The organism is Sorangium sp. So ce119 (assembly GCF_051524405.1).
GTDB lineage: Bacteria > Myxococcota_A > Polyangia > Polyangiales > Polyangiaceae > Sorangium > Sorangium cellulosum_G.
The window spans coordinates 11,565,195-11,587,655 of the sequence record NZ_CP150310.1 but is presented as its reverse complement, the minus strand read 5'-3'; the positions used below and the strand labels follow the sequence as shown (position 1 = coordinate 11,587,655).

General features: G+C 73.1%; 17 protein-coding genes. 7 read left to right on the top strand and 10 right to left on the bottom strand.

Translation table 11 applies throughout. From position 1 onward, the window contains the following. Positions 1 to 16: 16 nt before the first annotated feature. From pilM to WME76_RS43730, 4 genes are read left to right on the top strand one after another with little or no spacing between them, the layout of a single operon-like run. Positions 17 to 1,534, top strand: a complete 1,518-nt coding sequence (gene pilM / locus WME76_RS43745; RefSeq protein WP_437958079.1) for a type IV pilus biogenesis protein PilM — start codon at positions 17 to 19, stop codon at positions 1,532 to 1,534. Next, complete coding sequence (locus tag WME76_RS43740) at positions 1,531 to 2,130, top strand: hypothetical protein (protein WP_437958078.1); 600 nt, start codon at positions 1,531 to 1,533, stop codon at positions 2,128 to 2,130. Before pilM ends, WME76_RS43740 begins: the two co-directional genes overlap by 4 nt. Beyond that, positions 2,127 to 3,425, top strand: coding sequence for a type II secretion system protein GspN (gene gspN / locus WME76_RS43735; RefSeq protein ID WP_437958077.1), 1,299 nt, complete (start codon positions 2,127 to 2,129; stop codon positions 3,423 to 3,425). The genes WME76_RS43740 and gspN overlap by 4 nt, the downstream gene beginning before the upstream one ends. Before the next feature lie 29 nt (positions 3,426 to 3,454). Continuing rightward, a complete protein-coding gene (locus WME76_RS43730; RefSeq protein ID WP_437958076.1) occupies positions 3,455 to 5,296 on the top strand; it encodes an STAS domain-containing protein in 1,842 nt (613 codons plus the stop codon). Positions 5,297 to 5,341: 45 nt separating this feature from the next. Here the strand turns inward: WME76_RS43730 and thrC are convergent, their stop codons facing one another. The 3 genes from thrC to WME76_RS43715 form a co-directional block, all read right to left on the bottom strand. Next, complete coding sequence (gene thrC / locus WME76_RS43725; protein ID WP_437958075.1) at positions 5,342 to 6,703, bottom strand: threonine synthase; 1,362 nt, start codon at positions 6,701 to 6,703, stop codon at positions 5,342 to 5,344. 52 nt (positions 6,704 to 6,755) lie between these two features. Continuing rightward, complete coding sequence (locus WME76_RS43720; protein WP_061615872.1) at positions 6,756 to 7,841, bottom strand: serine/threonine-protein kinase; 1,086 nt, start codon at positions 7,839 to 7,841, stop codon at positions 6,756 to 6,758. 91 nt (positions 7,842 to 7,932) lie between these two features. Next, the gene (locus WME76_RS43715; protein ID WP_437962229.1) at positions 7,933 to 9,231 is read right to left on the bottom strand and encodes an NAD(P)/FAD-dependent oxidoreductase; all 1,299 of its coding nucleotides are present in this window, start codon (positions 9,229 to 9,231) and stop codon (positions 7,933 to 7,935) included. Between the two features lie 111 nt (positions 9,232 to 9,342). Between WME76_RS43715 and WME76_RS43710 the strand changes: the two genes are divergently transcribed. Beyond that, positions 9,343 to 10,776, top strand: coding sequence for a hypothetical protein (locus WME76_RS43710; protein ID WP_437958074.1), 1,434 nt, complete (start codon positions 9,343 to 9,345; stop codon positions 10,774 to 10,776). A 30-nt stretch (positions 10,777 to 10,806) separates the two neighbouring features. Here WME76_RS43710 and WME76_RS43705 read toward each other — a convergent pair whose 3' ends face one another. After that, positions 10,807 to 11,925: a GAF domain-containing protein gene (locus WME76_RS43705; RefSeq protein WP_437958073.1), complete on the bottom strand. Its 1,119-nt coding sequence runs from the start codon at positions 11,923 to 11,925 to the stop codon at positions 10,807 to 10,809. Between the two features lie 99 nt (positions 11,926 to 12,024). On the opposite strand from WME76_RS43705, the gene WME76_RS43700 reads away from it, so the two are divergent. Beyond that, positions 12,025 to 12,615 (top strand): Uma2 family endonuclease, encoded by a 591-nt coding sequence (locus WME76_RS43700; RefSeq protein WP_437958072.1) that lies wholly within the window; start codon positions 12,025 to 12,027, stop codon positions 12,613 to 12,615. Positions 12,616 to 12,688: 73 nt separating this feature from the next. On the opposite strand, the gene WME76_RS43695 is transcribed toward WME76_RS43700, so the two are convergent. From WME76_RS43695 to WME76_RS43670, 6 genes are all read right to left on the bottom strand, one after another. Continuing rightward, positions 12,689 to 13,657 (bottom strand): histone deacetylase family protein, encoded by a 969-nt coding sequence (locus WME76_RS43695; RefSeq protein WP_437958071.1) that lies wholly within the window; start codon positions 13,655 to 13,657, stop codon positions 12,689 to 12,691. Beyond that, the gene (locus tag WME76_RS43690) at positions 13,654 to 15,060 is read right to left on the bottom strand and encodes an aminotransferase class III-fold pyridoxal phosphate-dependent enzyme (RefSeq protein ID WP_437958070.1); all 1,407 of its coding nucleotides are present in this window, start codon (positions 15,058 to 15,060) and stop codon (positions 13,654 to 13,656) included. Before WME76_RS43690 ends, WME76_RS43695 begins: the two co-directional genes overlap by 4 nt. Positions 15,061 to 15,094: 34 nt before the next feature. Then, positions 15,095 to 17,419, bottom strand: a complete 2,325-nt coding sequence (locus WME76_RS43685) for an FdhF/YdeP family oxidoreductase (protein ID WP_437958069.1) — start codon at positions 17,417 to 17,419, stop codon at positions 15,095 to 15,097. Continuing rightward, positions 17,416 to 18,276, bottom strand: a complete 861-nt coding sequence (locus tag WME76_RS43680; RefSeq protein WP_437958068.1) for a formate dehydrogenase accessory sulfurtransferase FdhD — start codon at positions 18,274 to 18,276, stop codon at positions 17,416 to 17,418. The genes WME76_RS43685 and WME76_RS43680 overlap by 4 nt, the downstream gene beginning before the upstream one ends. 242 nt (positions 18,277 to 18,518) lie before the next feature. After that, on the bottom strand, positions 18,519 to 19,490 hold the full coding sequence (locus tag WME76_RS43675; RefSeq protein ID WP_437958067.1) for a hypothetical protein: 972 nt from the start codon (positions 19,488 to 19,490) through the stop codon (positions 18,519 to 18,521). Then, positions 19,487 to 20,908, bottom strand: coding sequence for an aminotransferase class III-fold pyridoxal phosphate-dependent enzyme (locus WME76_RS43670; protein WP_437958066.1), 1,422 nt, complete (start codon positions 20,906 to 20,908; stop codon positions 19,487 to 19,489). Before WME76_RS43670 ends, WME76_RS43675 begins: the two co-directional genes overlap by 4 nt. 79 nt (positions 20,909 to 20,987) lie before the next feature. Between WME76_RS43670 and WME76_RS43665 the strand changes: the two genes are divergently transcribed. Next, positions 20,988 to 22,430 (top strand): aldehyde dehydrogenase family protein, encoded by a 1,443-nt coding sequence (locus WME76_RS43665; protein WP_437958065.1) that lies wholly within the window; start codon positions 20,988 to 20,990, stop codon positions 22,428 to 22,430. The last annotated feature ends 31 nt before the right edge of the window (positions 22,431 to 22,461 follow it).

The following is a 22,461-nucleotide window of genomic DNA, read 5'->3' as shown; positions in this document are numbered from 1 at the left end:
GGGAAGAAGCGCGGATATGCACAGGCTGCTCGGGATAGATGCTGGGAAATCCGTGGTGCGGGCGGCGCTCATCCGCACCGCCTACAGGAGGGTCTTCGTCGAGGCGCTCGGCGAGGTGGCCGTGACGGACGCGGTCTCCGAGGCCGAGGCGATCCGCGCCGCCGTGGGGCTCCACCGCCCCGACGGCGCGGCGATCGCGCTCTCCGGCGAGCGATCGTTCTACCGCCGCCTCGATCTGCCCGCGGCCGCGCAGAAGGAGGTCGAGAACATCCTCGGCTTCGAGCTCGAGGCCACGGTGCCGTTCGAGATGGAGGACGCGGTCTTCGACTACCGCATGCTGAAGCGGCCGCCCGGCGTCGAGACGCTGCCCGTCTTCGCCGCGGTCGCGCGCGCGGACGACGTGCGCGAGCGCATCGCCGTCGTGAAGGAGGCGCTCGGCTTCGAGCCGGAGCGCGTCGCCCTCGGCGCGGTGGCGCTCGCCAACCTCGAGGCCGTCATGCCGGAGCTCACCGCGCCGACCAGCGCGGGCGCGAGCGCGCCCATCGCGATCCTCGACCTCGATCACCTCACCTCCGAGATCGTGATCCTCTCCGGCGGAGAGCCCGTCTTCGCCCGCACGCTGTCGCGGGGGACGGCCGGCCTCCCCGGGACGGCGCCGGCGCTCGCGCGCGAGCTCCGGCAGACCCTCGCGGCGTGGCGCAACCTCGGCGGCGAGCCGCTCGCGGGGATGTACCTCGTCGGCGGCGGCGCGACGGCGCAGGGCGCCGAGCTGTTCCTGTCGACCCAGCTCGGCCTCACCATCCTGCCGCTGCCGACGCCTCGCCTCGAAGGGCTCACGCCCGAGCAGGCCGCGGCGCTGCCCCGCTTCGCCAAGGCGCTCGGCCTCGCGCTCGGGCTCACGCCGAAGACCAAGGGGTTCAACCTCAGGAAGGGCGCGCTCGAGGCCGAGCGCAGCTACCCGTTCCTGCGCGAGAAGATCCCGATCCTCGCCGGCCTGGGCACCGTCATCGCGCTGAGCTTCGGGTTCTCCGTCGTGGCGGAGATGCGCACCCTCGACGCGGAGCGGGAGCTCCTGCTCGCCTCGCTCGCGAACGCGTCCCGCGACGTGCTCGGCGAGGAGACGAGCGACCCCGTGAAGGCCCGCGAGCTGCTCGACCAGGGGCCCGGCGCGGCCGACGAGGACCCCATGCCCCGCGTCGACGCCTTCGACGTCATGGTGCAGCTCTCGAAGGCGGTGCCGAAGGAGATCGTTCACGACGTCCTCGAGCTCGACGTGAACCGCGGCCACACGACCATCCAGGGCGTGGTCCCGTCGGTGTCCGACGCGCAGATCATCGCGGATCACATGAAGGAACACCGCTGCTTCCGCGACGTGAAGGTCGCGCGGACGAGCCAGTTCACCGAGGGCAGGCACAAGTACGTCCTCGAGCTGGATCTCAAGTGCGAGGACAAGAAGAAGAAGAAGCCCGGCGCCGCTGACGCGGCGGACAGCGCCGCCGCGGGCGCGGCGGACAAACCGGAGGGATCGCGATGACGCTCCGCGAGCGACTCGACAAGCTGGAGCCGCGCGAGCGCCGGCTCCTCACCATCCTCCTCGGCTTCCTGGCCGTGGGCGTGCTCCTGCTCGTGCCGATCGGGCTCGCGAGCGTCGCCTCCAGCAAGCGCACCGAGAACCAGGAGATGCGCGATCTGCTGCAGTCGATCTACGAGGCCTCCGGGAAGGTCAACGAGCGAAAGGCGCAGCGGGACGCGCTGCTCGCGCGCTACGCGCGGCCCGCGCCGCCCCTCGCCGGCTTCATCGAGGACGCGGCGAAGCAGCAGGGGCTCGCCGCGGCCGAGTCGCAGGATCGGCCCGACGTCCCGCACGGGAAGAAGTACACCGAGCGCGTCACGGTGGTGAAGATGCACCGGATCGGGATGCTCGGGCTCGCCAAGATGCTCGAGCGCGTCGAGAGCTCGGGCCACCCGGTCGCGGTGACGCGGCTGAACATCAAGCCGCGCGCCGGAGAGCCGGACTCCTACGAGGTGGAGCTCGGCATCTCCGCGTTCGACCGGAAGGGCGATCCCCAGCCGGCGAGCCCCGCGCCGGCCGCGGCCCCCGCCGGCGACGTCGAGGAGGAAGAGCTGTGAAAGAGCGCCTCCTCAAGATCGCGAAATGGGCCGTCTATCCGCTCTTCTACCTCTTCTGTCTGGGGCTCTTCGGCTACCTCACGTTCCCCTATGACCGGCTCAAGGACCGGCTGATCGCCGAGTTCGACCGCGCGCAGCAGAAGCGGGGCTCCGGCCCGGCGCAGCGCCTCGAGATCGACGAGCTCGACGCCTACTGGTTCACGGGGGTCGAGATGCGGGGCGTGCGCCTCATCATGCCCCCGAACGAGGTCGGATCGAGCAGCAGGGCGAGCGCCGCCGCGTTCACCTCGGGCGACGCCGCGAAGGACGGCGCGCCGAAGCCGAGCGTCATCGAGATCGACGAGGCGCACGCCCGGTTGAAGATCCTCCCCCTCCTGATCGGGCGGATGCGGGTCTCGTTCTGGGCGAGCGTGTTCGGCGGCGAGGTCGAAGGCGTGGTCCCGATGGGCAAATCGGGCGGCGACATGCACGTCGAGGTCTCGGACGTGGAGCTCGCCAAGGTGGGTCCGCTCGGGGACGTCCTCGGCCTGCCCATCGCCGGCACGCTGAGCGCGACCCTCGAGCTCGACGCGCCGGAGGGCAAGTTCAACAAGGCGAACGGCACGCTCGAGGTCTCGGCCAAGGAGGTCTCGGTCGGCGACGGCAAGACGAAGATCCAGGGGCTCATCGCGCTCCCGGAGGCCAAGCTGGGCGAGCTCGTCCTGTCGGCGGAGGCGAAGGAAGGCGTCCTCAAGATCACGAAGCTGACCGCGAACGGCTCGGACCTCGAGCTCGACGGCGACGGCAAGGTCAACATGCGCGAGCCGTGGAACAACTCCACGGCGGATCTCTACGTCCGCTTCAAGTTCACCGACGCGTACCGGTCGAAGAACGATCTCACGAAGTCGCTGCTCGGCGCCCCGGGCTCGAACATGGCCGGGCTGATCGAGATGCAGCAGCCCAAGATGAAGCGGTCGAAGCGCGCCGACGGCTTCTACGGCTGGCACATCCACGGCGCGCTGAAGCGGCCGCGGTTCGATCCGCACGCCGCGGACTCGCCCGCGGCGCGCGGCCGCAGCAAGCCGGGCGACGCGCCGGGGTCGAGCCCGATCACGACCGCGCGGAAGCCCGCCGGTCTGAACCAGCCGCCCGGCTCCGCGGAGCCCGCCGCGAGGGACAGCGACGACCAGGGGAGCCCTCCCCCGCCGCCGCCGGCCCAGCCCCCGCCGTCGACCGAGGACGAGTCGCCCGAGCCGCGACCGCGGCCGATGCCGTCTCCGCCCGCCGAGGGCGAGGGCGCGCCGCCGGTCGAGTAGCGCCTCACCTCACGATCCGAGGACTCGTCATGCGGGACCCCAGCCGGCAGCAGAACCGGCGCATTCTGCTGATCGACGACAACGCGGCAATCCACGAGGATTTCCGCAGGATACTCCGCTGCGACGCGGAGACATCGGCCTTCGATCGCCTCGAGTCGGCGCTGCTCCGCGAGCCGCCCGGCCGGGCGCCGGTGCGGTTCGAGCTCACGTCCGCGACCCAGGGGGCGGAGGGGCTGGAGAAGGTCCGGGAGGCGCTTCAGCGCGGCGCCCCGTACGCCCTCGTCTTCGTGGACGCGCGCATGCCGCCGGGGTGGGACGGCCTCGAGACGCTCTCCCGCATCTGGAAGGAAGACTGCGCCATCCAGGCCGTCATCTGCTCGGCGTACTCGGACTACTCGTGGGAGGAGATCTCCGCGCGGTTCGGCCACACGGACAACCTGCTCATCCTCGCGAAGCCGTTCGACCCGAGCGAGGTGCGGCAGATGGCCTTCGCGCTCACCGAGAAGTGGAACCAGCGCCGCGCCCTCGCCGAGGCCAACTACAAGGTGTCGGCGCAGTACACGGTGACCAGGATCCTCGTCGAGGCGACCACGCTGTCCGAGGGCGTCCTCGCCCTCCTCGGCGCGCTCGGGGAGACGCTCGGCTTCCGGTTCGGCGCCCTGTGGCTCGGCGACGACGAGAGCGACGGGCTGCGCTGCGAGCACACGTGGAGCGCCGCGCCCGACGACGCGGCCGCGCTCGAGGCGGCGACGCGGGGCGCCCGGTTCGCCCGCGACGCGGGGCTGCCCGGCCGCGCGCACGCGCAGGGTGAGCCGAGCTGGTTCGTCGACCTCGACGCCGTCGAGGACGACCCGCGCGCGCAGGCGGCGCGGGGCGCCGGCCTCCGCTTCGCCGTCGAGCTCCCCATCGCGGTCCGCGCCGACGGGCAGGTCGCGGCCGTGCTGGAGCTCATGGACGCGGAGCCGCGCGAGCCCGACCCGGGGCTGCTCGACGTGCTGCTCGCCGTCGCCGCCAAGGCCGGTCACTTCATCGGCAGCAAGCGCGTCGAGGCCGCCCTGCGCCGGAGCGAGGCGAACAACCGCGCGCTCCTCGACGCCATCCCGGACACGATCCTCCGGATCAGCAGCGACGGCATCTGCCTGGACTTCAAGGCGTCCAGGGAGTCGCGGCCGACGCTCCGCGCCGAGGACTTCGTGCACCGGCATGTCTCCGACGTGTTCCCTGCCCGCGTGGCCGAGCAGATCAGCGAGCGCGTGGCGCGCGCGCTCACCGACGAGGCGACGCACGTCTTCGAGTACCAGGAGCAGCAGCGCGACGGCACGCGCGAGTACGAGGTCCGGATCGCCGGCAGGGACCAGGCCGAGGCGGTCGTGATCGTGCGCGACATCACCGAGCGCAAGCGCGCCGAGGCGGAGGCCGAGGCGCGGCGCGCCCGGGAGGAGGCCCTCCGGGCGCAGAACGAGATCCTCGCGGCGCTGTCGACCCCGCTCATCCCCATCAGCGACGACATCGTCGTGATGCCGCTCGTCGGCGCGCTCGACGCGCAGCGGGTGCGCCGGGTGCAGGAGACGCTGGTCCGCGGCGTCGCGTCCCGCCGCGCGCACGCCGCGATCCTCGACATCACCGGGGTGCCGCAGATCGACGGCCAGTGCGCCGACGAGCTCCTGCGCGCCGCCGTCGCGGTGCGCCTGCTCGGCTCGGAGGTGATCATCACGGGCCTGCGCCCCGACGTCGCCAGGACGCTCGTCGAGCTCGGCGTCGACATGAGCGGGATCGTCACGCACAACACCCTGCAAAACGGCATCGCCTCCGCGATGACCTCCGCGGCCGCCCGCGGGAAGCGCAGGCGGCGCCGCGCGAGGCGCAGGTAGCGGCGGCCGGCGCGGGGGCGATCGAGCGATCGCGCGCGCGAGCGCTCAGCGACCCTTGACGGCTTGCGCGGCGTGCGCGGCGTGCGCGGCGTGCCGATCGAGGGCGGCGAGGACGCGGTCGTAGTCGGGCGGCAGCTCGACCGGCGGGTTGGCGTGCCGGCTCGTCACGTCCGCGAGCGCGCGCTCGTGGTATTTCACCTTGAATTCCGTGAACTTGAGGCCGTTCGCCGTCGAGACCACGACGACCCGCTGGCGCTTCTCCACGAGGCCCTTCTTCACGAGCTTCTCCAGCGCGGCGAGGGCGACCGCCGTGTGCGGGCAGGTGTACATCCCGGTGCGGTCGGCGCGCGCCGCCGCGTCGCAGAGCTCGTCCTCGGTCACCTCCTCCGCGACGCCGTTCATCGCCTGGAGCGCCATCATCGCCCGCGGCGCGCTCACCGGGTTGCCGATCTGGATCGCGCTCGCCAGCGTCTCTCCCGCCTTCATCGGCACGACCTCGCTCCGCCCCTCGGACCACGCCCGGTAGAGCGGGTTGGCCTGCGCCGCCTGCGCCACGCACAGGCGCGGGAAGCGCGTCGTCAGGCCGAGGTCCTTCAGCATCTTGAAGCCCGCGTAGAGGGCGTAGGCGTTGCCGAGGTTGCCGCTCGGCAGGACGACCCAGTCGGGCAGCGTCCAGTCGAACTGCTGCACGATCTCGATGGCCACGGTCTTCTGGCCCTCGAGGCGCAGCGCGTTCATCGAGTTCGCCAGGTAGACCACGCCGTCGGCCGAGAGGCGCTGCACGATGGCCATGCAGCCGTCGAAGTCGGTGTCGAGCGACAGGACCAGCGCCCCCGACGCGATCGGCTGGACGAGCTGCGCCATCGACACCTTGCCCCGCGGCAGCAGCACGACGACGGGCAGCCCGGCCGCGGCGCCGTACGCCGCGAGCGACGCCGAGGTGTCCCCGGTCGACGCGCACGCGATCGCCCGCACCTCGAGGCCCTCGCGGATCGCCTTGTTCACCACCGAGACGAGCACCGTCATCCCGAGGTCCTTGAACGACCCCGTATGGCTGTTGCCGCAGAGCTTGACCCAGACCTCATCCAGCCCGAGCGAGCGGCCGTAGCGGTCCGCCCAGAACAGGTTGGTGCCGCCCTCGTCCATCGACACGATCGCCTCGTCCGGCACCTCGGGCGCGACCCACTCCCGCTTGCCCCACACCCCGGAGCCGTAGGGCCACACCGTGCGCTTGTAGCGCTCGTCGAAGAGCTTCATCCACGTGGCGGGGCTCCGGTCCCGGAGCGCGTCGATGTCGTGGGCGACGTCGAGCAGGCCGCCGCAGGTGGGGCATCGATAGAGGGGCTGCGTCAGCGGGTAGCTCCCGGGACAGCCGGTCAGACATCGGAATGCAGCAGTGTAGGCCATGGCAATACGGATCTCCTGGGTGGCGGGAAGCGCCCGCGGGAGGTGGTGTTGATCAGTCGAAGCGTGGGGCTTCCATGCCGAGCCGCCTATAGAAGTAGATCGCCGCGTTCCTGGCAAACGATCCCTGCGGAACATAGACGTCATCCGGCTCCGGGAGCGGCTCTTCCGCCGAGAGCGGCCCGTCGCGGTCGCCGGCCAGCCGCTCGAGGTCCTCGAGGAACGCCTCCATCGAGGGATAGCGGTTCTCGGGGTGCTTCCGGATCGCCTTCAGGATCACGGCCTCGAGCGGCGGGTCGATGCCGCGGCGCTTCTCCGAGGGGCGGGGCGGCGGGGTCACGAGCTGCCGGGCGAGGAGCTCCGCCTGCTCCGAGCGCGGGAACGGGAGCTCGCCGGTGAAGGTCCGGAACATGACCACGCCGAGCCCGTAGACGTCGGTGCGGGCGTCGGGCCGATCGCTCACGACCTGCTCGGGGGCCATGTACTCGAGGGTGCCCACCGCGGTGCCTGTCGCGGTGATGTGGTCCGCGGCCTGCATCTTCGCCAGGCCGAAGTCGAGCACCTTGACCGCGTACGGGTCGCCCTGCGCGCCCACGAGGTAGATGTTGTCCGGCTTCACGTCGCGGTGGATGATCCCGGCGCGGTGCGCGGCGGCGAGCCCGGACGCGGCCTGCGACAGCACCGGGATGGCGAGGTCGGCGTCCATGCGGCGCTCGCGCCGGAGCCAGTCGCCGAGCGACTCGCCGAAGAGGTACTCCATGACGAGGTAGGGGGCGCCGTCGACGTCGCGCGTGCCGGCGTCGAGCACCCGGACGATGTTCGGGTGCCCGATGATGGCGGCGCTCTGCGCCTCGCGCACGAACCGCTCGCGCGTCCGCTCCGCCCGGGCGGCGAACGCCTCCAGGACCTTGATCGCGACGGGCTGCCCGGTCTCGAGCTCCACGGCGAGGTAGACGCGCGCCATCGCCCCCTTGCCGAGGTAGCCGCGCACCTCGTAGCGCTCCCCGAGGACGGTGCCCCGCAGCCGGGTCGGCTTGAACCGGAACAGCTCGATGCGCCGCGCCTCGGCGAGCTCCGCGCCGTCGTAGGGGCAGAACCGATGGCCCGCGTCGTACTCCCGGTGGCAGCGCGCGCAGAACATGGCCTCGCATCGAATAGCGCCCCGCGCGCTGGCCACGCAAGCCCGCTCGCTCGGCGCGGGCTGCCGCGCCGCGCCGCCGCGCGCCCCGCGCTCACCCCACCCGGCGCGGCGAGCGCCCCGTCAGCTTCGTGTACGCGTGATAGCCGAGCCAGCGGATCGGCTCGGGCGGGACGCCCCCGAGGCGGGCCATGTAGAAGGGCAGCTCCCGCCACCGGGCGTGGTCGCCCGCGTAGAGGTCGCAGAGCACGCGGCCCGCGAGGTTGGCCAGGGTCACGCCGTGGCCGCTGTACCCGAGGGCGTAGTAGACGTTCCGGTGCTCGCCGCGCACCCCCATGCTGCAGAGGCGGCTCATGGTGATGCCGAGCGTCCCCGTCCAGCGGTGCGCGATCCGCAGCCGCTCGGCGGCCGGGAAATAGCCGATCATCCGGCGCCGGATCGCCTCGAACGCCGGCCCCGCCGAGCCGGGTGAGCCCGGGTAGGAGGTCCGATTCCCGTAGAGATAGGCGTACGCCGCGTTGCTGCCCCCGCCGAACACGATCTCGCCGGCGGGGGTCATGCTGGCGTACGCGATCCGGTCGTGATCGTCGCTGAAGCCGGCGACCTGCCCCCAGCCGAGCGCGGCGCGCGCCTCGGCGTCGAGCGGCTCGGTCGCGATCACGTGGGAGTGCAGCGGGAAGACGCCGGTCTTGAAGTAGCCGAGCCGCGGCGTGTAGCCGTTCGTCGCGAGCACGATGGCCGCGGCCCGGACGACCCCGCCCGGCGTGGTCAGCTCGATCGTGCGCCCCTCGCGGATCCGGAGCACCGGCGTGTCCTCGTGGAGGGCGACCCCCCTGGCCAGGAGCAGCGGCCGCAGGCTGCGCAGCAGGTCGACCCCGTTGAGCTGCCCCTCGGTCGCGTCCAGCACGGCCCCGGCCGCCCCGCGGATGCCGAGCCGCTGCGCCAGCGCCGCGCTGTCCAGGTACTGTAGCGGAATGCCCCAGCCGGCGAGCTGCTCCACCCGCGCGTGGGCCAGCTCGGCCCGCCGCGCGTCGGTGAGCACCTCCATGCAGCCGTCGCGGCGGTAGCGCACCGGGAGGCCGTGCTCCTGGATCAGCCCGACGATCCCGTCGATCCCCTCGCGCGTCGTCTCGTGGACGCGGCGCGTGAGCTCTGGATCGCGGTAACTCACCCCGTTGATCCAGTTCAGCATCATCCCCCCGTTGCGGCCGCTCGCACCATTGGCGAGGTGACGCGCCTCGAGGATCATGACGCGGAGGCTCGGAAATCTACGGATTAGATGGTATGCCGTGGAGACTCCGGTGAACCCGCCCCCGATGATGGCCACATCCGCCACGGCGTCCTCGCGCAGCGGCGGGACGGGCTCATAGGCCGGGGCCGCGTCGCTCCACACCGAGCGAGCGGAATCGATGTCCGTACGCGTGTCGACGAGCGCTTCGCGAGCCACGATGATTACCTATCAGATGAACGCTCCGTCTGACATCACGGACCCCGGGAGCCATCCTTGAAGAAGCGCGTCCGGCTCTGCATGAAGGATCTCTTCCACCAGGACGTGGTGGAGATGATCGAGCGCGAAACCCGCAAATACCAGATCTGGTCCATCGAGGACCCTTCCGACCCGGACTTCGACGCGGCGTATCAGATCCTCTGGGACAGCTTCGGTCCTCATGGCGAGATGGAGCGCAAGGAGGCCATCGAGGCCTTCCTGCGCGACGACCCGTACACGCCCGAGCCGTCGGGCACATACATGCGCTACTTCCTGCTCGTCGCGCGGGACTCGGACGGGAGGGTGCGCGGCGTCCGCGACGGCACCGTGCTCGTCAATCCGGCGTACGCCCCGGATCTCTGCGTCATCTACCTCGCCCATATCTTCATGATCCCGGAGGCGCGCGGTACGGTGCTGTCGTACTGGCTGCGCATCGCGCCGGTCGAGCTCGCCATGCAGTACCTGGCCGACCTCCACGCGATGGGGAAGATCACGCTCCCCGCGCCGGCGGCGCCGGGCAAGTACTTCGGGATGAACATGGATCTGGCGGCCGAGGTCGAGTTCTTCACGCCGGAAGAGCGCCTGTCGTGGCAGCGCATCCTGTTCTACGGCCGCGGCGGCTTCGACGCGATCAACCCGCGCCACTTCCCTTACCGCCAGCCGGACTTCCGCGACCCGGAGGAGATCCGCGCGACGGGCAACCAGCCCTCGCCGTTCATGGTCCTCGTCCGGCGCATGGGCCGCGAGCGGCAGGCGCAGCTCCCGATCGACGAGGCGAGGGCGCTCATGCGGCTGCTCTACGACGATTTCGCGGATCACTGCGCGCCGCACCTGCTGGAGAACAGCCTCCAGCTCGTCCTCGACCGGCTGGAGGAGCGGGCGAAGCGGAAGAGCTTCGTCGAGCTCCTGCCCCTGCCGAGCGGCCCGAGGGACCTGCACCGGCTGAAGCCGCTCTTCCGGTACAACGTGTACACGAAGTACTACCCGGATAGCCCCGACATCCGCGGCTACCTGAACAGCGGCATCCGCGAGCGGCTCGCGAACCCGCGCTACCTCGACGAGGAGCTCGCCCGCATCGCGCGGGAGCTGGAGACCCGGCCGCCGTTCGTCTACGGGAGCCGGGACAAGAGCGCGACCTGGGAGGGCACGCCGGTGACGCCCGGGTCGGAGCCGCCGCCGCCAGAGGGGACGGACGCGGGCGAGATCACCCGCGAGCTGCCCGCGACGCCGTCGGCCGCGACGGCCGCGACGCCGCCGTCGGCCGGGACCACCGCGACGCCGCCGTCAGCCGCGACGCCGTCGGCCGCGACGCCGTCGGCCACGACACCGCCGTCGGCCGCGATGCCGCCGTCGGCCGCGATGCCGCCGTCGACCGTGACCACCGCGACGCCGCCGTCAGCCGCGACACCGCCGTCGGCCGCGACGCCGCCGTCGACCGCGACGTCGCGGTGATCACGACGCTCCGGGCGGCGCGGCGGTGGCTCACGGCGCCGGGGCGCCGCTGGAGCCGCTCGTCGCGGCCCGTACGCGCAGGGCGCTCGCGCGGATCTCGCCCACCGCCGCGGAGGCGGCCTCGTGCGCGTCGAGCGCGCCGCGCAGCACGAGCGCCCTCCCCCGATCGGCGGCGACTTCATCGAGCGTCCCCTCGAGCACGCCCTCCGCCAGGCGAACGAGCGGGGCGACCTCGGCCAGGCCTCGCGCGAGCACCCGGGCCGCCGCGACGAGCCCGGACGCCGCGGGGGTGGAGCTCGCGACGGCCGCGGCCTCCTCGCACAGCTCCTCCGCGACGGAGCCCACGTCGCGCCAGCACCCGACCGCCGCGCGCAGGCCGGCGAGCGTCACCAGCGTCGAGGGGGTCGCGTGCATCGCCTCGACCGGCGGCGCGTGCGCCCGGACAGCCGCCGCGCTCCGCGCCGCGGCGATGACCGGCGCGAGGGCCAGGAGCGCGCGCTCCAGCACGCGCGTGGCCTGCTCGACGCGGACGAGGCGCTCCTGCACGTCGGCGCTGCCGAGCGGCGCGTCGCGCTCGACGAGCGCGGAGAGCCGGTCGGCGACCTCGATGGCGAGCTGCTCGAGGCCGGCGACGACGGGCGGATCGAAGCGGCGGGGCACGACGTCGAGCACGCAGAGCGAGCCGATCGCGTGCCGGCCCACCCGCACCGGCACCCCCGCGTACGCGCGGATGCCGTAGCTCTCGACGAGCTCCTTCGAGACGCGCTCGTCGCGCAGCGCGTCCTCGACGAGCAGCGGCGCCTCGTCGCGCACGACGAGCTGGCAGAAGGAGTTGCTTCGCGAGGTCGCACAGCTCACCGCGAGCTCCAGCGGCAGGCCGTGGTGCGCGCGCAGGAGCTGGATGTGGCGCACGACCAGGCTCACGAAGGCGATCGGCGCCCGCGCGAGCCTGGCGGCCCGCGCCACGCAGTCGTCCAGGAGGGCGTCCGCCTCGGTGCGCAGCATGGCGCCGCGCAGCTCGGCCAGGCGGGCGGGGTCGTTCAGGTCGGCCATGGCGGGGAGGTTACCAGCAAAGGCCGGCACGAAGACGCCGCGCCGGCGGAGCGCGCGGCGCGGCGTCCGCAGCGTACACCCGTGTGCGACGCGCATTCCCCTGCGCCGCGCGAATGTGCCGAGATCACCCGGCGCCCCCCGTCCCGGCGCGCGCCCTCGTTGTCGCGACCTCTCCCGCCGGGCAGAATCCCCGGGATGGCTGACCCCGCGCGAAGGCTCGATCCGGCCACGATGGCCGACCTCGAGGCGCTCCCGCCGCACATCAAGGGCGAGATCATCGAGGGCGTGCTGTACACCCACCCGCGCCCGCGCTCGCGGCACCAGCGCGTCCTCTCGCTCGTCGGCCACGAGCTCTTCGATCCCTATGACCGCAGCCGGAGCGGCCCAGGTGGATGGTGGATCCTCCCCGAACCCGGGATCGAGCTGCCGGGCTCACCGGAGTTCTCCCCCGACATCGCGGGCTGGAAGCGCGAGCGCCTGCCCGAGCTGCCCGACGACGATCCCATTCGCATCGCCCCCGACTGGGTGTGCGAGATCTTCTCTCCGCGGATGCGCTCGTACACGCAGGGCGTCAAGCGCCCCTTCTACGCGCGCGTCGGCGTCGGCTGGCTCTGGTACGTGGATCTCGACGCGCAGACGTTCACCTGGAGCCGACTTCACGAGGGGAAGTGGCTGGAGCTCGGCGTGGTGGTCGGCGAGGCGCGGGTGCGCGCGGAGCCGTTCGACGCGGTGGAGCTCGACGTCGCGGCGTGGTGGACGAGCGGGCGCGCGAGCGGGGCCGAGTGAGCCGACGTGGACGCGCGAGGCGCTGCTGCACAGCGCCCGCGCCTCCGCGGCTCTCGGAGGTCTGCGACCGAGGTCACCCCCGGCGCGCCGCCGCCTCCCGCGCCCGCACGGCCGCGACGAGCGTGCCGAGGTGCACCTCGACCACCCGGCTCACGTCGGGCGTGTAGCCGCCCGCGAGCACCCACGCGATCGGGATGCGCCGCTCGAGCGCGGCCCGGAACACGATCTCGTCGCGCGCGCGCAGGTCGTCGTGCGTCAGGTCGAGCGGCGAGTACGGGTCCTCGCGGTACGGGTCCGCGCCGGCCTGGTAGAGGATCAGGTCGGGCGCCGCGCGGTCGATCGCGGGGCCGAGGTGCCGCTCCAGGAGCTCGAGGTACGCGGCGCCGCCGCTGCCGTTCGGCACCGGGACGGACCAGCTATTGTCCGTGTCCGGCGCGCGCTCGCCCTCCACGTCCCGGTACGCCCGGTTCTGCTTGTACCAGTTGCCGTAGATCGAGAGCTGAAACGCCCACGGCCGCGACGCGAGCAGCGACGCGGTGCCGTTGCCGTAGTGGAGGTCCATGTCGACCACCAGCCCGCGGCGGATGCGCCCCTCGGCGCGCGCGCGCTCCAGGGCGACGACCAGGCCGTTGAAGGTGCAGAAGCCCTCGCCATGATCGGCGTGCGCGTGGTGAAAGCCGCTCGCGAGGTTGCCCGCGATGCCGTCCTCGAGCGCCGCGAAGGTGGCGGCGATGCAGCCGCCGTTCGTGAAGCGGACCGCCCCGGCGAGCGCCGGCGACCACGGGAACTTCTGGGACTCGGCCAGCGCCCGGGGCTCGCCGGTCGCGATCGCCTCGAGGTACCCGGGCGTGTGGACGCGCAGGAGATCCTCGTCGCTGACCGGACCGGGCTCTTCAACCCGCGCGGGGAGGCCGCTCCGCTCGATCGCCTCGCGCACGAGGGCGAACTTGCGCATCGGCATGACGTGCTCGCCGATGTCCGCGAAGTAGCGCGGCGAGTGGAACACCCGGATCGGGGGCGGGGCGGCCGCGCCGGCGGTCACTTGCAGACCGACTCGAGGACGTCGAGCGCCTCGGCCGCGTGGCGCGGCGCGAAGACGAGCGCCGGCCGGAAGCGGAGCGTGCGCTCGCCCGAACCGCCCACCTCGAGGCCGCGGTTCCGCAGCGCGGTGAGCGCCGCGTCGCGCCGGGCGGCGTGGGGGAAGTCGACCGCGGCGAAGGTGCCGATGCCGCGGGCGCCCGAGAGCACCCCGGGGTAGCGGCGGCAGAGGTCCTCGAGGCCGGCGACCAGGCGCTCGCCTGTCGCCCGCGTGTTCTCGAGCAGCCGGTCGCGCTCGATGACCTCGAGGATCACCTCGAGCTGCGCGCCGCGGAGCGGGTCGCCGAGCCAGGTGCTGAAGACGCGCAGCGCCTCGATCGGCGCGAGCTCCTCGCGGCAATAAAAGCCGCCGAGCTGCATCTTCTTCGAGAACGTCACCATGTCCGGCGGCTCGGGCAGGTCCCACGCCTCGTGCGCCCAGAGCACGCCCGTCCCGCCGCCGCAGGTCTGCACCTCGTCGACGATGAACGCGACGCCGCGCTCCGCGGTGAGGCGGCGGAGCGCCTGGAAGAACGCCGGGCTCGCGTGGCGGTCGCCGCCCTCGCCCTGGATCGGCTCGACGATGAGCGCGGCGACCTCGTCCGGGTGCGCGTCGATCGCCGCCTTGACCGCCTCGAGCGAGCGCGCCTCGGCGGCGCGGTTCTGCTCGGCGTGCTCCGCCTCGGGGAACTGGTTCGCGGGGAACGGCACGACCGGCCAGTCGAACGCCGGGATGTCGAGCTTGTGGATCGGCTTGCTGCGCGTCGCCGAGAGGGCGCCCATGCTGCGACCGTGGAAGCCGCCCTCGAAGGAGATCACCTTGAAGGCGTTCACGCCGGGCTGCCGGTTGAGCATGCAGGCGGCGAGGTCGCCGTCGCTCGGCTGCGCGCCGCCGCGCCGGCGCCGGGCGAGGTGGATGAAGGCGGACTTCAGCGCGTTCTCCACCGCCTCGGCGCCGGTCGTGAAGGTGAAGACGCGCGTGTGCCCCTTCGGCGCGACGCGCATCAGCGTCTTCTCGACGATGTCGACCCACTCGGGCGCGGGCGCGACGCCGAGCGCGGAGCGGTAGCCGGCGCACCAGTCGAAGCGGCCGTTGCGCCAGGCGGCGAGCAGATCCGGGTGGTTATAGCCGATGGGCACGGCGGCGATGTGCCCGTAGACGTCGAGCAGGACGTTGCCGTCCACGTCGACCATGTAGTTGCCCAGGCTCTTCCGCGCGTCCTGGTAGAAGTGGATCGGGCGCGCGTCCTGGTGGCGGTGGTGCCGGGCGCGGAGCGCCTCGGACGCGGGCCCCGGGATCTCGGTGCGCATGGCGGCGCGCTCGGGCTCACCGGGGATGGGCGGGGAGATGCTGGGCTGGGCGTTCATGGTCTGACTCCATTGCAACGGGGGCGGCGGAGCGTCACGCGGATCCGCCGCGCGCGTCGGAAGGCCGGACGCGCACGACGATCGACTTCGACGCGGGGGTGTGGCTCTTCTCGGCCATGCTGCCGAGCGGCACGAGCACGTTGGCCTCCGGGAAATACGCCGCCACGTTGCCGCGAGGGATCTCGTAGAGCACGACGCGGAACGCCCGCGCGACGCGCTCCCCGTCGGAGAAGCGGCTCGTGACGTCGACGAGGTCCCCCTGCGCGAGCCCGCGCTCGGCCGCGTCCTCGGCGTTCATGAACACGACGCGGCGCCCGCCGCGCACGCCGCGGTAGCGGTCGTCGAGCCCGTAGATGGTCGTGTTGTACTGGTCGTGGCTGCGGATGGTCATCATCAGGAGCTCGCCGGGCTCGAGCTCATGCCGCGGCAGCGGGTGCGCGATGAAGTTCGCCTTGCCCGTCGCGGTGCGGAACTCGCGCCGGGCCGCGGCGTTCGGCAGGGCGAAGCCGCGCGGGTCCTTCACCCGGGCGTTGAAGTCGTCGAACCCGTCGATCGTGCGCTCGATGAGATCGCGGATCCGGTCGTAGTCCGCGGTGAGCTCCTCCCACGGCACGCGCGACCGCGCGCCCAGCGTCGCGCGGGCGAGCCCCGCCACGATGGCCACCTCGCTCCGCAGCATCTCCGAGGCCGGCGAGAGGTTGCCGCGCGAGCTCGACACGACGCCCATCGAGTTCTCGACCGTCACGAACTGCGGCCCTCTCGCCTGCACGTCGCGCTCGGTGCGCCCGAGGCACGGCAGGATGAGCGCGCGCCTGCCGGTCACGAGGTGCGCCCGGTTCAGCTTGGTCGACACGTGCGCCGTGAGGTCGCACCGGGCGAGGGCGCGCGCGGTGAACGCGGTGTCCGGCGTCGCGGAGAGGAAATTGCCGCCCAGCGCGAAGAAGACGCGGGCGCGCCCGTCGGCCATCGCGGCGATCGCGGCGACCGTGTCGAGCCCGTGGCGGCGCGGCGGCGAGAAGCCGAAGTTCCTCTCGATGCGGTCGAGGAGCTCGGCGGGCGGGCGCTCCCAGATGCCCATCGTCCGGTCGCCCTGCACGTTGCTGTGCCCGCGCACCGGGCACGCGCCCGCGCCGGGCCGGCCGATGTTGCCGCGCAGGAGCAGGAAATTCATGACCTGCTGCACGTTGGCCACGCCGTTCTGGTGCTGCGTGAGGCCCATGGCCCAGCACGCGATCGTGCGCTCGGACCGCACCGCGATCTCGGCCGCGGCGCGGATCTTCTCACGCGGGACCCCGCTCTGCGCGACGATGTCGTCCCACGGCGTCGCGCGCACCGCGGCCGCGAACGCCTCGAAGCCGTCCGTGTGGCGCGCGATGAACGCGCGATCGAGCACGGCCCCCGGCCGCCGCTCCTCCTCCTCGAGCATCTGCTTGATGAGCCCCGTGAAGAGCGCGACGTCGCCGTTGATGCGCACCTGGAGGAACAGCGTCGAGATCGGCGCCCCCGGGCCGACGAGATCGAGCGGGTGCTGCGGGTGCTGGAAGCGCTCGCTGCCGACCTCGGGGAGCGGGTTCACCGTCACGATCTCGCAGCCGCGCTGCCGCGCCTCGCGCAGCGCCGAGAGCATGCGCGGGTGGTTCGTCCCCGGGTTCTGGCCGACGACGAAGATCGCGTCCGCGATCTCGAAATCCTGAAGAGATACGGTGCCTTTACCGACACCGATCGCCTCGCGCAGGCCGACGCCGCTCGACTCGTGGCACATGTTCGAGCAGTCGGGCAGGTTGTTCGTGCCGAGCTCGCGCACGAAGAGCTGGTAGAGGAACGCCGCCTCGTTGCTCGTGCGCCCGGACGTGTAGAACACCGCCTCGTCCGGCGAGCCCAGCGCGCGCAGCGACGAGGCGACGATGTCGAGCGCCTCGTCCCACGACGCCGGGCGGTAGTGGGTCGCCCCCTCCTCGAGCAGCATCGGGTGGACGAGCCGCCCCTGCTTGCCGAGCCAGTGGTCCGACTGCTTCGAGAGCTCCTCGACGCTGTGCTTGCGGAAGAACTCCGGCGTGGCGCGCCGGAGCGTCGCCTCCTCGGCGACAGCCTTCGCGCCGTTCTCACAGAACTCGGCGACGGAGCGCTTCTCCTCGGGCTCGGGCCACGCGCAGCCGGGGCAGTCGAAGCCCTCGCCCTGGTTCACGCGCAGGAGCGTGCGCACCGCGCGCGAGACGCCCATCTCGCCGACCGCGTGCTGCAGCGTCGCGCCGATCGCCGCGAGCCCGCCGGCGGCCGCGCTCCGCTCGCCGATCCGGGGCGCCTCGGGCTCGGGCGGCGGCTCGGCCTGGACGTCGCGCAGCGCGTCGCGCGCGCTCACGACGCCGCCTCCGCCGGGACCGCGACGCGCTCGCGGCCCGCGTACACGTTGAACCGGCCGTCGCGCGCGAAGCCGACGAGCGTCATCCCGTGCGCCGACGCGAGCTCGGCGGCCAGGCTCGAGGGCGCGCCCACCGCCACCATCACCGGGATCGACGCCCGGAGCGCCTTCTGCACGAGCTCGAACCCCGCGCGCCCGCTGACCATGAGCACCGCGCCCGGATCGGGCAGCTTCCCGGCGAGCAGCGCCGCGCCGACCAGCTTGTCGACGGCGTTGTGGCGGCCGACGTCCTCGCGGAGGTCGGCGAGCGCGCCGCTCGCGTCGAAGAGGGCCGCCGCGTGCAGCCCGCCGGTCCGCCCGAACACCGGCTGCGCCCCGCGGAGCCGCGCGGCGAGGCCGTGCACGACGCGCGGCGCGAGCCGCGGGGCGCCCCGCGCGAGCGGCGCGGGCGGCGCGAACGACGCCACGTCGATCGACGCCTTGCCGCACACGCCGCAGCTCGCGCTGGCGACCGCGAGCGCGCGCTCGGTGCGCCCGAGGTCGACGGTCACCTCGTCGCGGAGCGCGACGCGCACGAGCCCGCCCGAGGGGCCCTCGCCCTGCTCGACCGCGACGACGTCGGCCGCGCCGGCGATGATGCCCTCGGCGAACAGCAGCCCGATCGCGAGCTCGCGATCGTGGCCGGGCGTGCGCATCGTGATCCCGAGCCGGCGCTCGGCGCGGTCCTGCTGCGCGCCGCGGGCGCGCGCGACGACGACGATCTCGAGCGGCTCCTCCACGGCGAGCAGATCCTCCGCGTCCGAGGCGCTGTCGTCCGTGATCCTGCGGATCGAAACGGGGGTCGTGGTGGACGTCATGGCTGCGTGTCCCGCTCTCCCCATCCTAGTTCTCCAGGTCCGAGGCCGCCCCAGGATCCGGAGAGAGATTTCAACGCAAAGGCGCAAAGGCGCAAAGGCGCAAGACGGAGAAATTATATGTAATTTTGAGCAGTTATGACCCTGATGGCGCGGGTTGGCTGAAGCGGGGGAGCTCGGCTGGCCGCCGCTGGAGATCACGCGCCGTCCTGCGCCGCCTCCGGGGCGCCCGGGGCGGCGCTCGCTCACCCCGCGGACCACGCCGCGACGAGCCGCGCGAGCTCCCGCTCCGGCGCGTCGAGCGGCGCCTTGCCGCGCCACGCCGGCGGGAACAGCGGCATCACCGCGCTCCGGAGCAGCGGCGCGAAGCCGGCGACCTCGGCGGGCCCGCGCGGGATGCGGAGGAGCGGCACGCGCTCGCCCTCGAACGTTGCGAGGCCCGCGAGCGCGCGCTCGCGGATGGGGGCGAGGTCGCCCGGGGGGACCTCACGGGCGTGGACCGCCTGGTAATGGCGCAGGAACGACGCCGCGCCGGCGCGCGAGATGTCGGCGCGGTCCTCCTCGCCGACCTGGCGCACCACGGCGACGAGCGGCACCGGCACGGGCGTCACCCCGAGCGCCGCGGTGTCGCGGAAGTCGGGCTGCGCGTACGGCAGCACCGCCGGCGGGATGGCCCAGAACCCCGCGCGGCCGTAGGCGAAGAGCCGCACCGCTGTGTCGCGGTCGTCCGGATCGACAGGCTCCATCTCGGCGGCGAGGAGGATCTCCGCCTGCCCCGCCGCGATCCCCGCCGCCTCGAGCGCGCGGCGCGCGAGCGCGACCGGCGCCGCCCGCAGCAGCGCGGCCAGGCCGGAGCGGCGGAAGTCCGGCAGGACGAGGGCGTGCGAGAGCAGCACAACGCAGCGCCGCGCCGCGCGGTCCAGCGTGACGAAGCAGTCGCGCGCGCCGGCGAGGCGCCCGTCCGCGTCCCGCGCGAGGATCATGTGGTACGTCGCCGCGATCGGCGCCGCCCCGTCCGCGTGCTTCCCGGCCAGCCACGCCCAGAGCACCTCGCGGCGCTCGATCTCGCCCTTCGGCCCGAAGAACGCGTCGAGCGCCCGGTACCCCTCGTCGAACGCCGCGTCGTCCTGCGCCTCCTCCAGCGAGAACTGGGCGAGCGCCCGCGCGACCTTCTCCGGCCCCTCCCCCGGGCAGACGTCGCGCGGGTCGACGATCATCCGGCCATCTCCCGCAGCACCGCGTCGAAGACGCCTACCGCCTCGTCCACCTCCGCGACCGTCGTGATGAGGTGCGGGCGGAGGCGCACCGAGCGCGTCCCCGTGTAGCTCGCGAACACCCCGCGGCGCAGCGCGCGCCCGAGGAAGTCGTCGCGCGCGGCCGTCGTCGGCAGGTCGAAGGCGAGAAGGAAGCCGCGGCCGCGCGGCTCGCTCGCGAGCGCGGGGTAGCGCTCGCAGAGCTCCTCGATCCGGGCCAGGAAGTGGCGGCCCGTCGCGCGCACGTTGCCGAGCAGGTCCTCCGACTCGATCGTGCGGAGCGTCGCCAGCGCGACCGCGGCGCGCGCGCGGTCGCCGTTGCGCGTCTGGTACATGCGCCCGAACTGCGCGACGTCGTACGCCGACGTCGCGAAGAAGCCGCCCATCTGCATCTTCTTGCCGAAGCAAACGAGGTCGGGCGGGCGCGGCAGCTCGAGCTGCTCGTGCGCCCAGAGCGTGCCGCTGATCCCGAGGCCCGTCTGCACCTCGTCGAGGATGAACGCCGCGCCCGCCTTGCCGGCGAGCTCCTGCGCGCGGCGGAAGAAGACGGGGCTCGCGTGCCGGTCGCCGCCCTCGGACTGCACCGGCTCGACGATCAAGGCGGCCACCCTGCCCTGGTGCGCGTCGAGGATCCGCTCGAGGGCGGCGAGCGCCTCCGCCTCGGCGCGGTCGTTCTCGGCGGCGTGACGCGCGAGCGGGAAGCGGCTCGCCGGGAACGGCGCCGTGGGCCAGGGGAACGCGGGCAGGTCGGCCTTGTGGATCACCTTGGAGTGCGTCGCGGACATCGGCCCGAGGCCGCGGCCGTGGAACGCGCCGGCGAACGACACGACCACCGCGTCGGTCCCCGCGTTGTCGAGGATGCTCTTCTGCTGCTCCTCCGGGAGCTCCAGCGGGTTCTTCGGCAGCCCCGCCGCCTCGCGCCGGCGCTCGCCGTGCCGGATGAACGCGGCCTTGAGCGCCGACTCGACGCCCTCGCCGCCCGCGTCCACGCAGAAGACGCGCGCCATGCCGCGCGGGGCGTACCGCTGCTCGAGCGCCTCGACGAACTCGAACCAGCCCGGCGTCGTCACGAACGGCGTCGACGTCGGGTTCGCGACGGCGCGGATGAACGCCTCGCCGTGCGCCGCCTCGACCAGCGCGGGGTGGTTGTAGCCGAGCGCCCCGAGCGCGAAGTTCGCGAACAGGTCGAGGAACACGTTGCCGTCCACGTCGACCAGCGAGCACCCCCGGCTGGCCGTGTCGTCCATCACGACCGCGCGGTAGCGCGACTGCATGTCGAAGCCGCCGCGCGCCATCCACGCGCGCGCCTTCGGCCCGGGCAGCTCGGTGACGACTCTTCGCGGAGGGACGGACGGGAGCGTGGGACGATCGGAGAAGTCCATGGGTGGATGAGTATCCCGCACAGCAGGGCCGGTGTCATCGCCGCTTGCCGAGCCCGGGCGCGCGGGTTTACGACAAGGCATGTCCGAGACGCGCGAGACCGTGAAGAAGCTCTGGATCGACAACGCCGAGAGGGAGGCGCTCTCCGGCGAGACGTTCGAGACCGCGAACCCCGCGACCGGCGGGGCGCTCGCGCGGCTCGCCCGCGGCCGCCGTGAGGACGTGGACGCCGCGGTGGCGTCCGCGCGCGCGGCGTTCCCGGGCTGGGCCGCGATGGATCCGAACGAGCGCGCGCGCATCCTGTGGAAGGCGGGGGAGCTGATCCTCGCGCGGTGCGAGGAGCTCGCGCGCCTGGAGGCCGTCGACACCGGCAAGCCGATCACGGCGGCGCGGACGATCGACGTGCCGCGCACGGCGGACACGTTCTTCTACTTCTCCGGGTGGGCGACGAAGCTCGGCGGCGAGACGATCCCGGTGCGGGGCCCGTTCCTGAACTACACCGTGCGCGAGCCGCTCGGCGTCATCGGCGCGATCATCCCCTGGAACTTCCCGCTGCTGCTCGCGGCGCGGAAGGTCGCGCCGGCGCTCGCGGTGGGCAACACGGTCGTGGTGAAGCCACCGGAGGAGGCGAGCCTCACGACGCTGGAGCTCGCGCGCATCCTGGCGGAGGCGGGGGTGCCGCCCGGGGTCGTCAACGTGGTGACGGGGCACGGCGAGGAGGCGGGCGCGGCGCTCGTGGAGCACCCGGGGGTCGCGAAGATCTCGTTCACGGGCGGCACGGACACCGGCCGGGCGATCATGCGCGCGGCGGCGGGCACGCTGAAGAAGCTGTCGCTGGAGCTCGGCGGCAAGAGCCCCAACATCGTCTTCGCGGACGCGGACGTGGAGAGCGCGGCGAAGGCGGCGGTGACGGCCATCTTCTACAACCAGGGCGAGCTGTGCACGGCGGGGAGCCGCCTCCTCGTGGAGCGGGCGGTGCACGACCGCGTGCTGGAGACGGTGACGCGCGGCGCGCGCAAGCTCTTGCCGGGCGATCCGCTCGACCCGTCGACGCAGATGGGCCCCCTGGTGTCGGAGGCGCACTTCACGAAGGTGCTCGGCTACATCGACCGCGGCGCGGCCGAGGGGGCGCGCCGCGAGGCGGGCGGGCGGCGCGAGGGCCCGGGGTTCTTCGTCGAGCCGACGGTGTTCTCGGCGGTCTCGGAGTCGATGAGCATCGCCCGCGAGGAGATCTTCGGCCCCGTGCTGGCGGTCATCCCCTTCGAGGGCGTCGAGGAGGCCGCGCGCCTCGCGAACGCGACCGAGTACGGCCTCGCGGCCGGCATCTGGACGCGCGACATCGGCAAGGCGCACGCGCTGGCCTCGCGCCTCGCGGCGGGCACGGTCTGGATCAACACCTACAACCGGTTCGACGCGGCGAGCCCTTATGGTGGGTACAAGCAATCCGGCTACGGGCGGGAGAACGGCCGCGCGGTGCTGGACGAGCTCACGCAGCTCAAGTCGGTCTGGGTCGCGCTCGGCTGAGCCGAGCGCCGCGCAGCGGGGGAATCGCCGG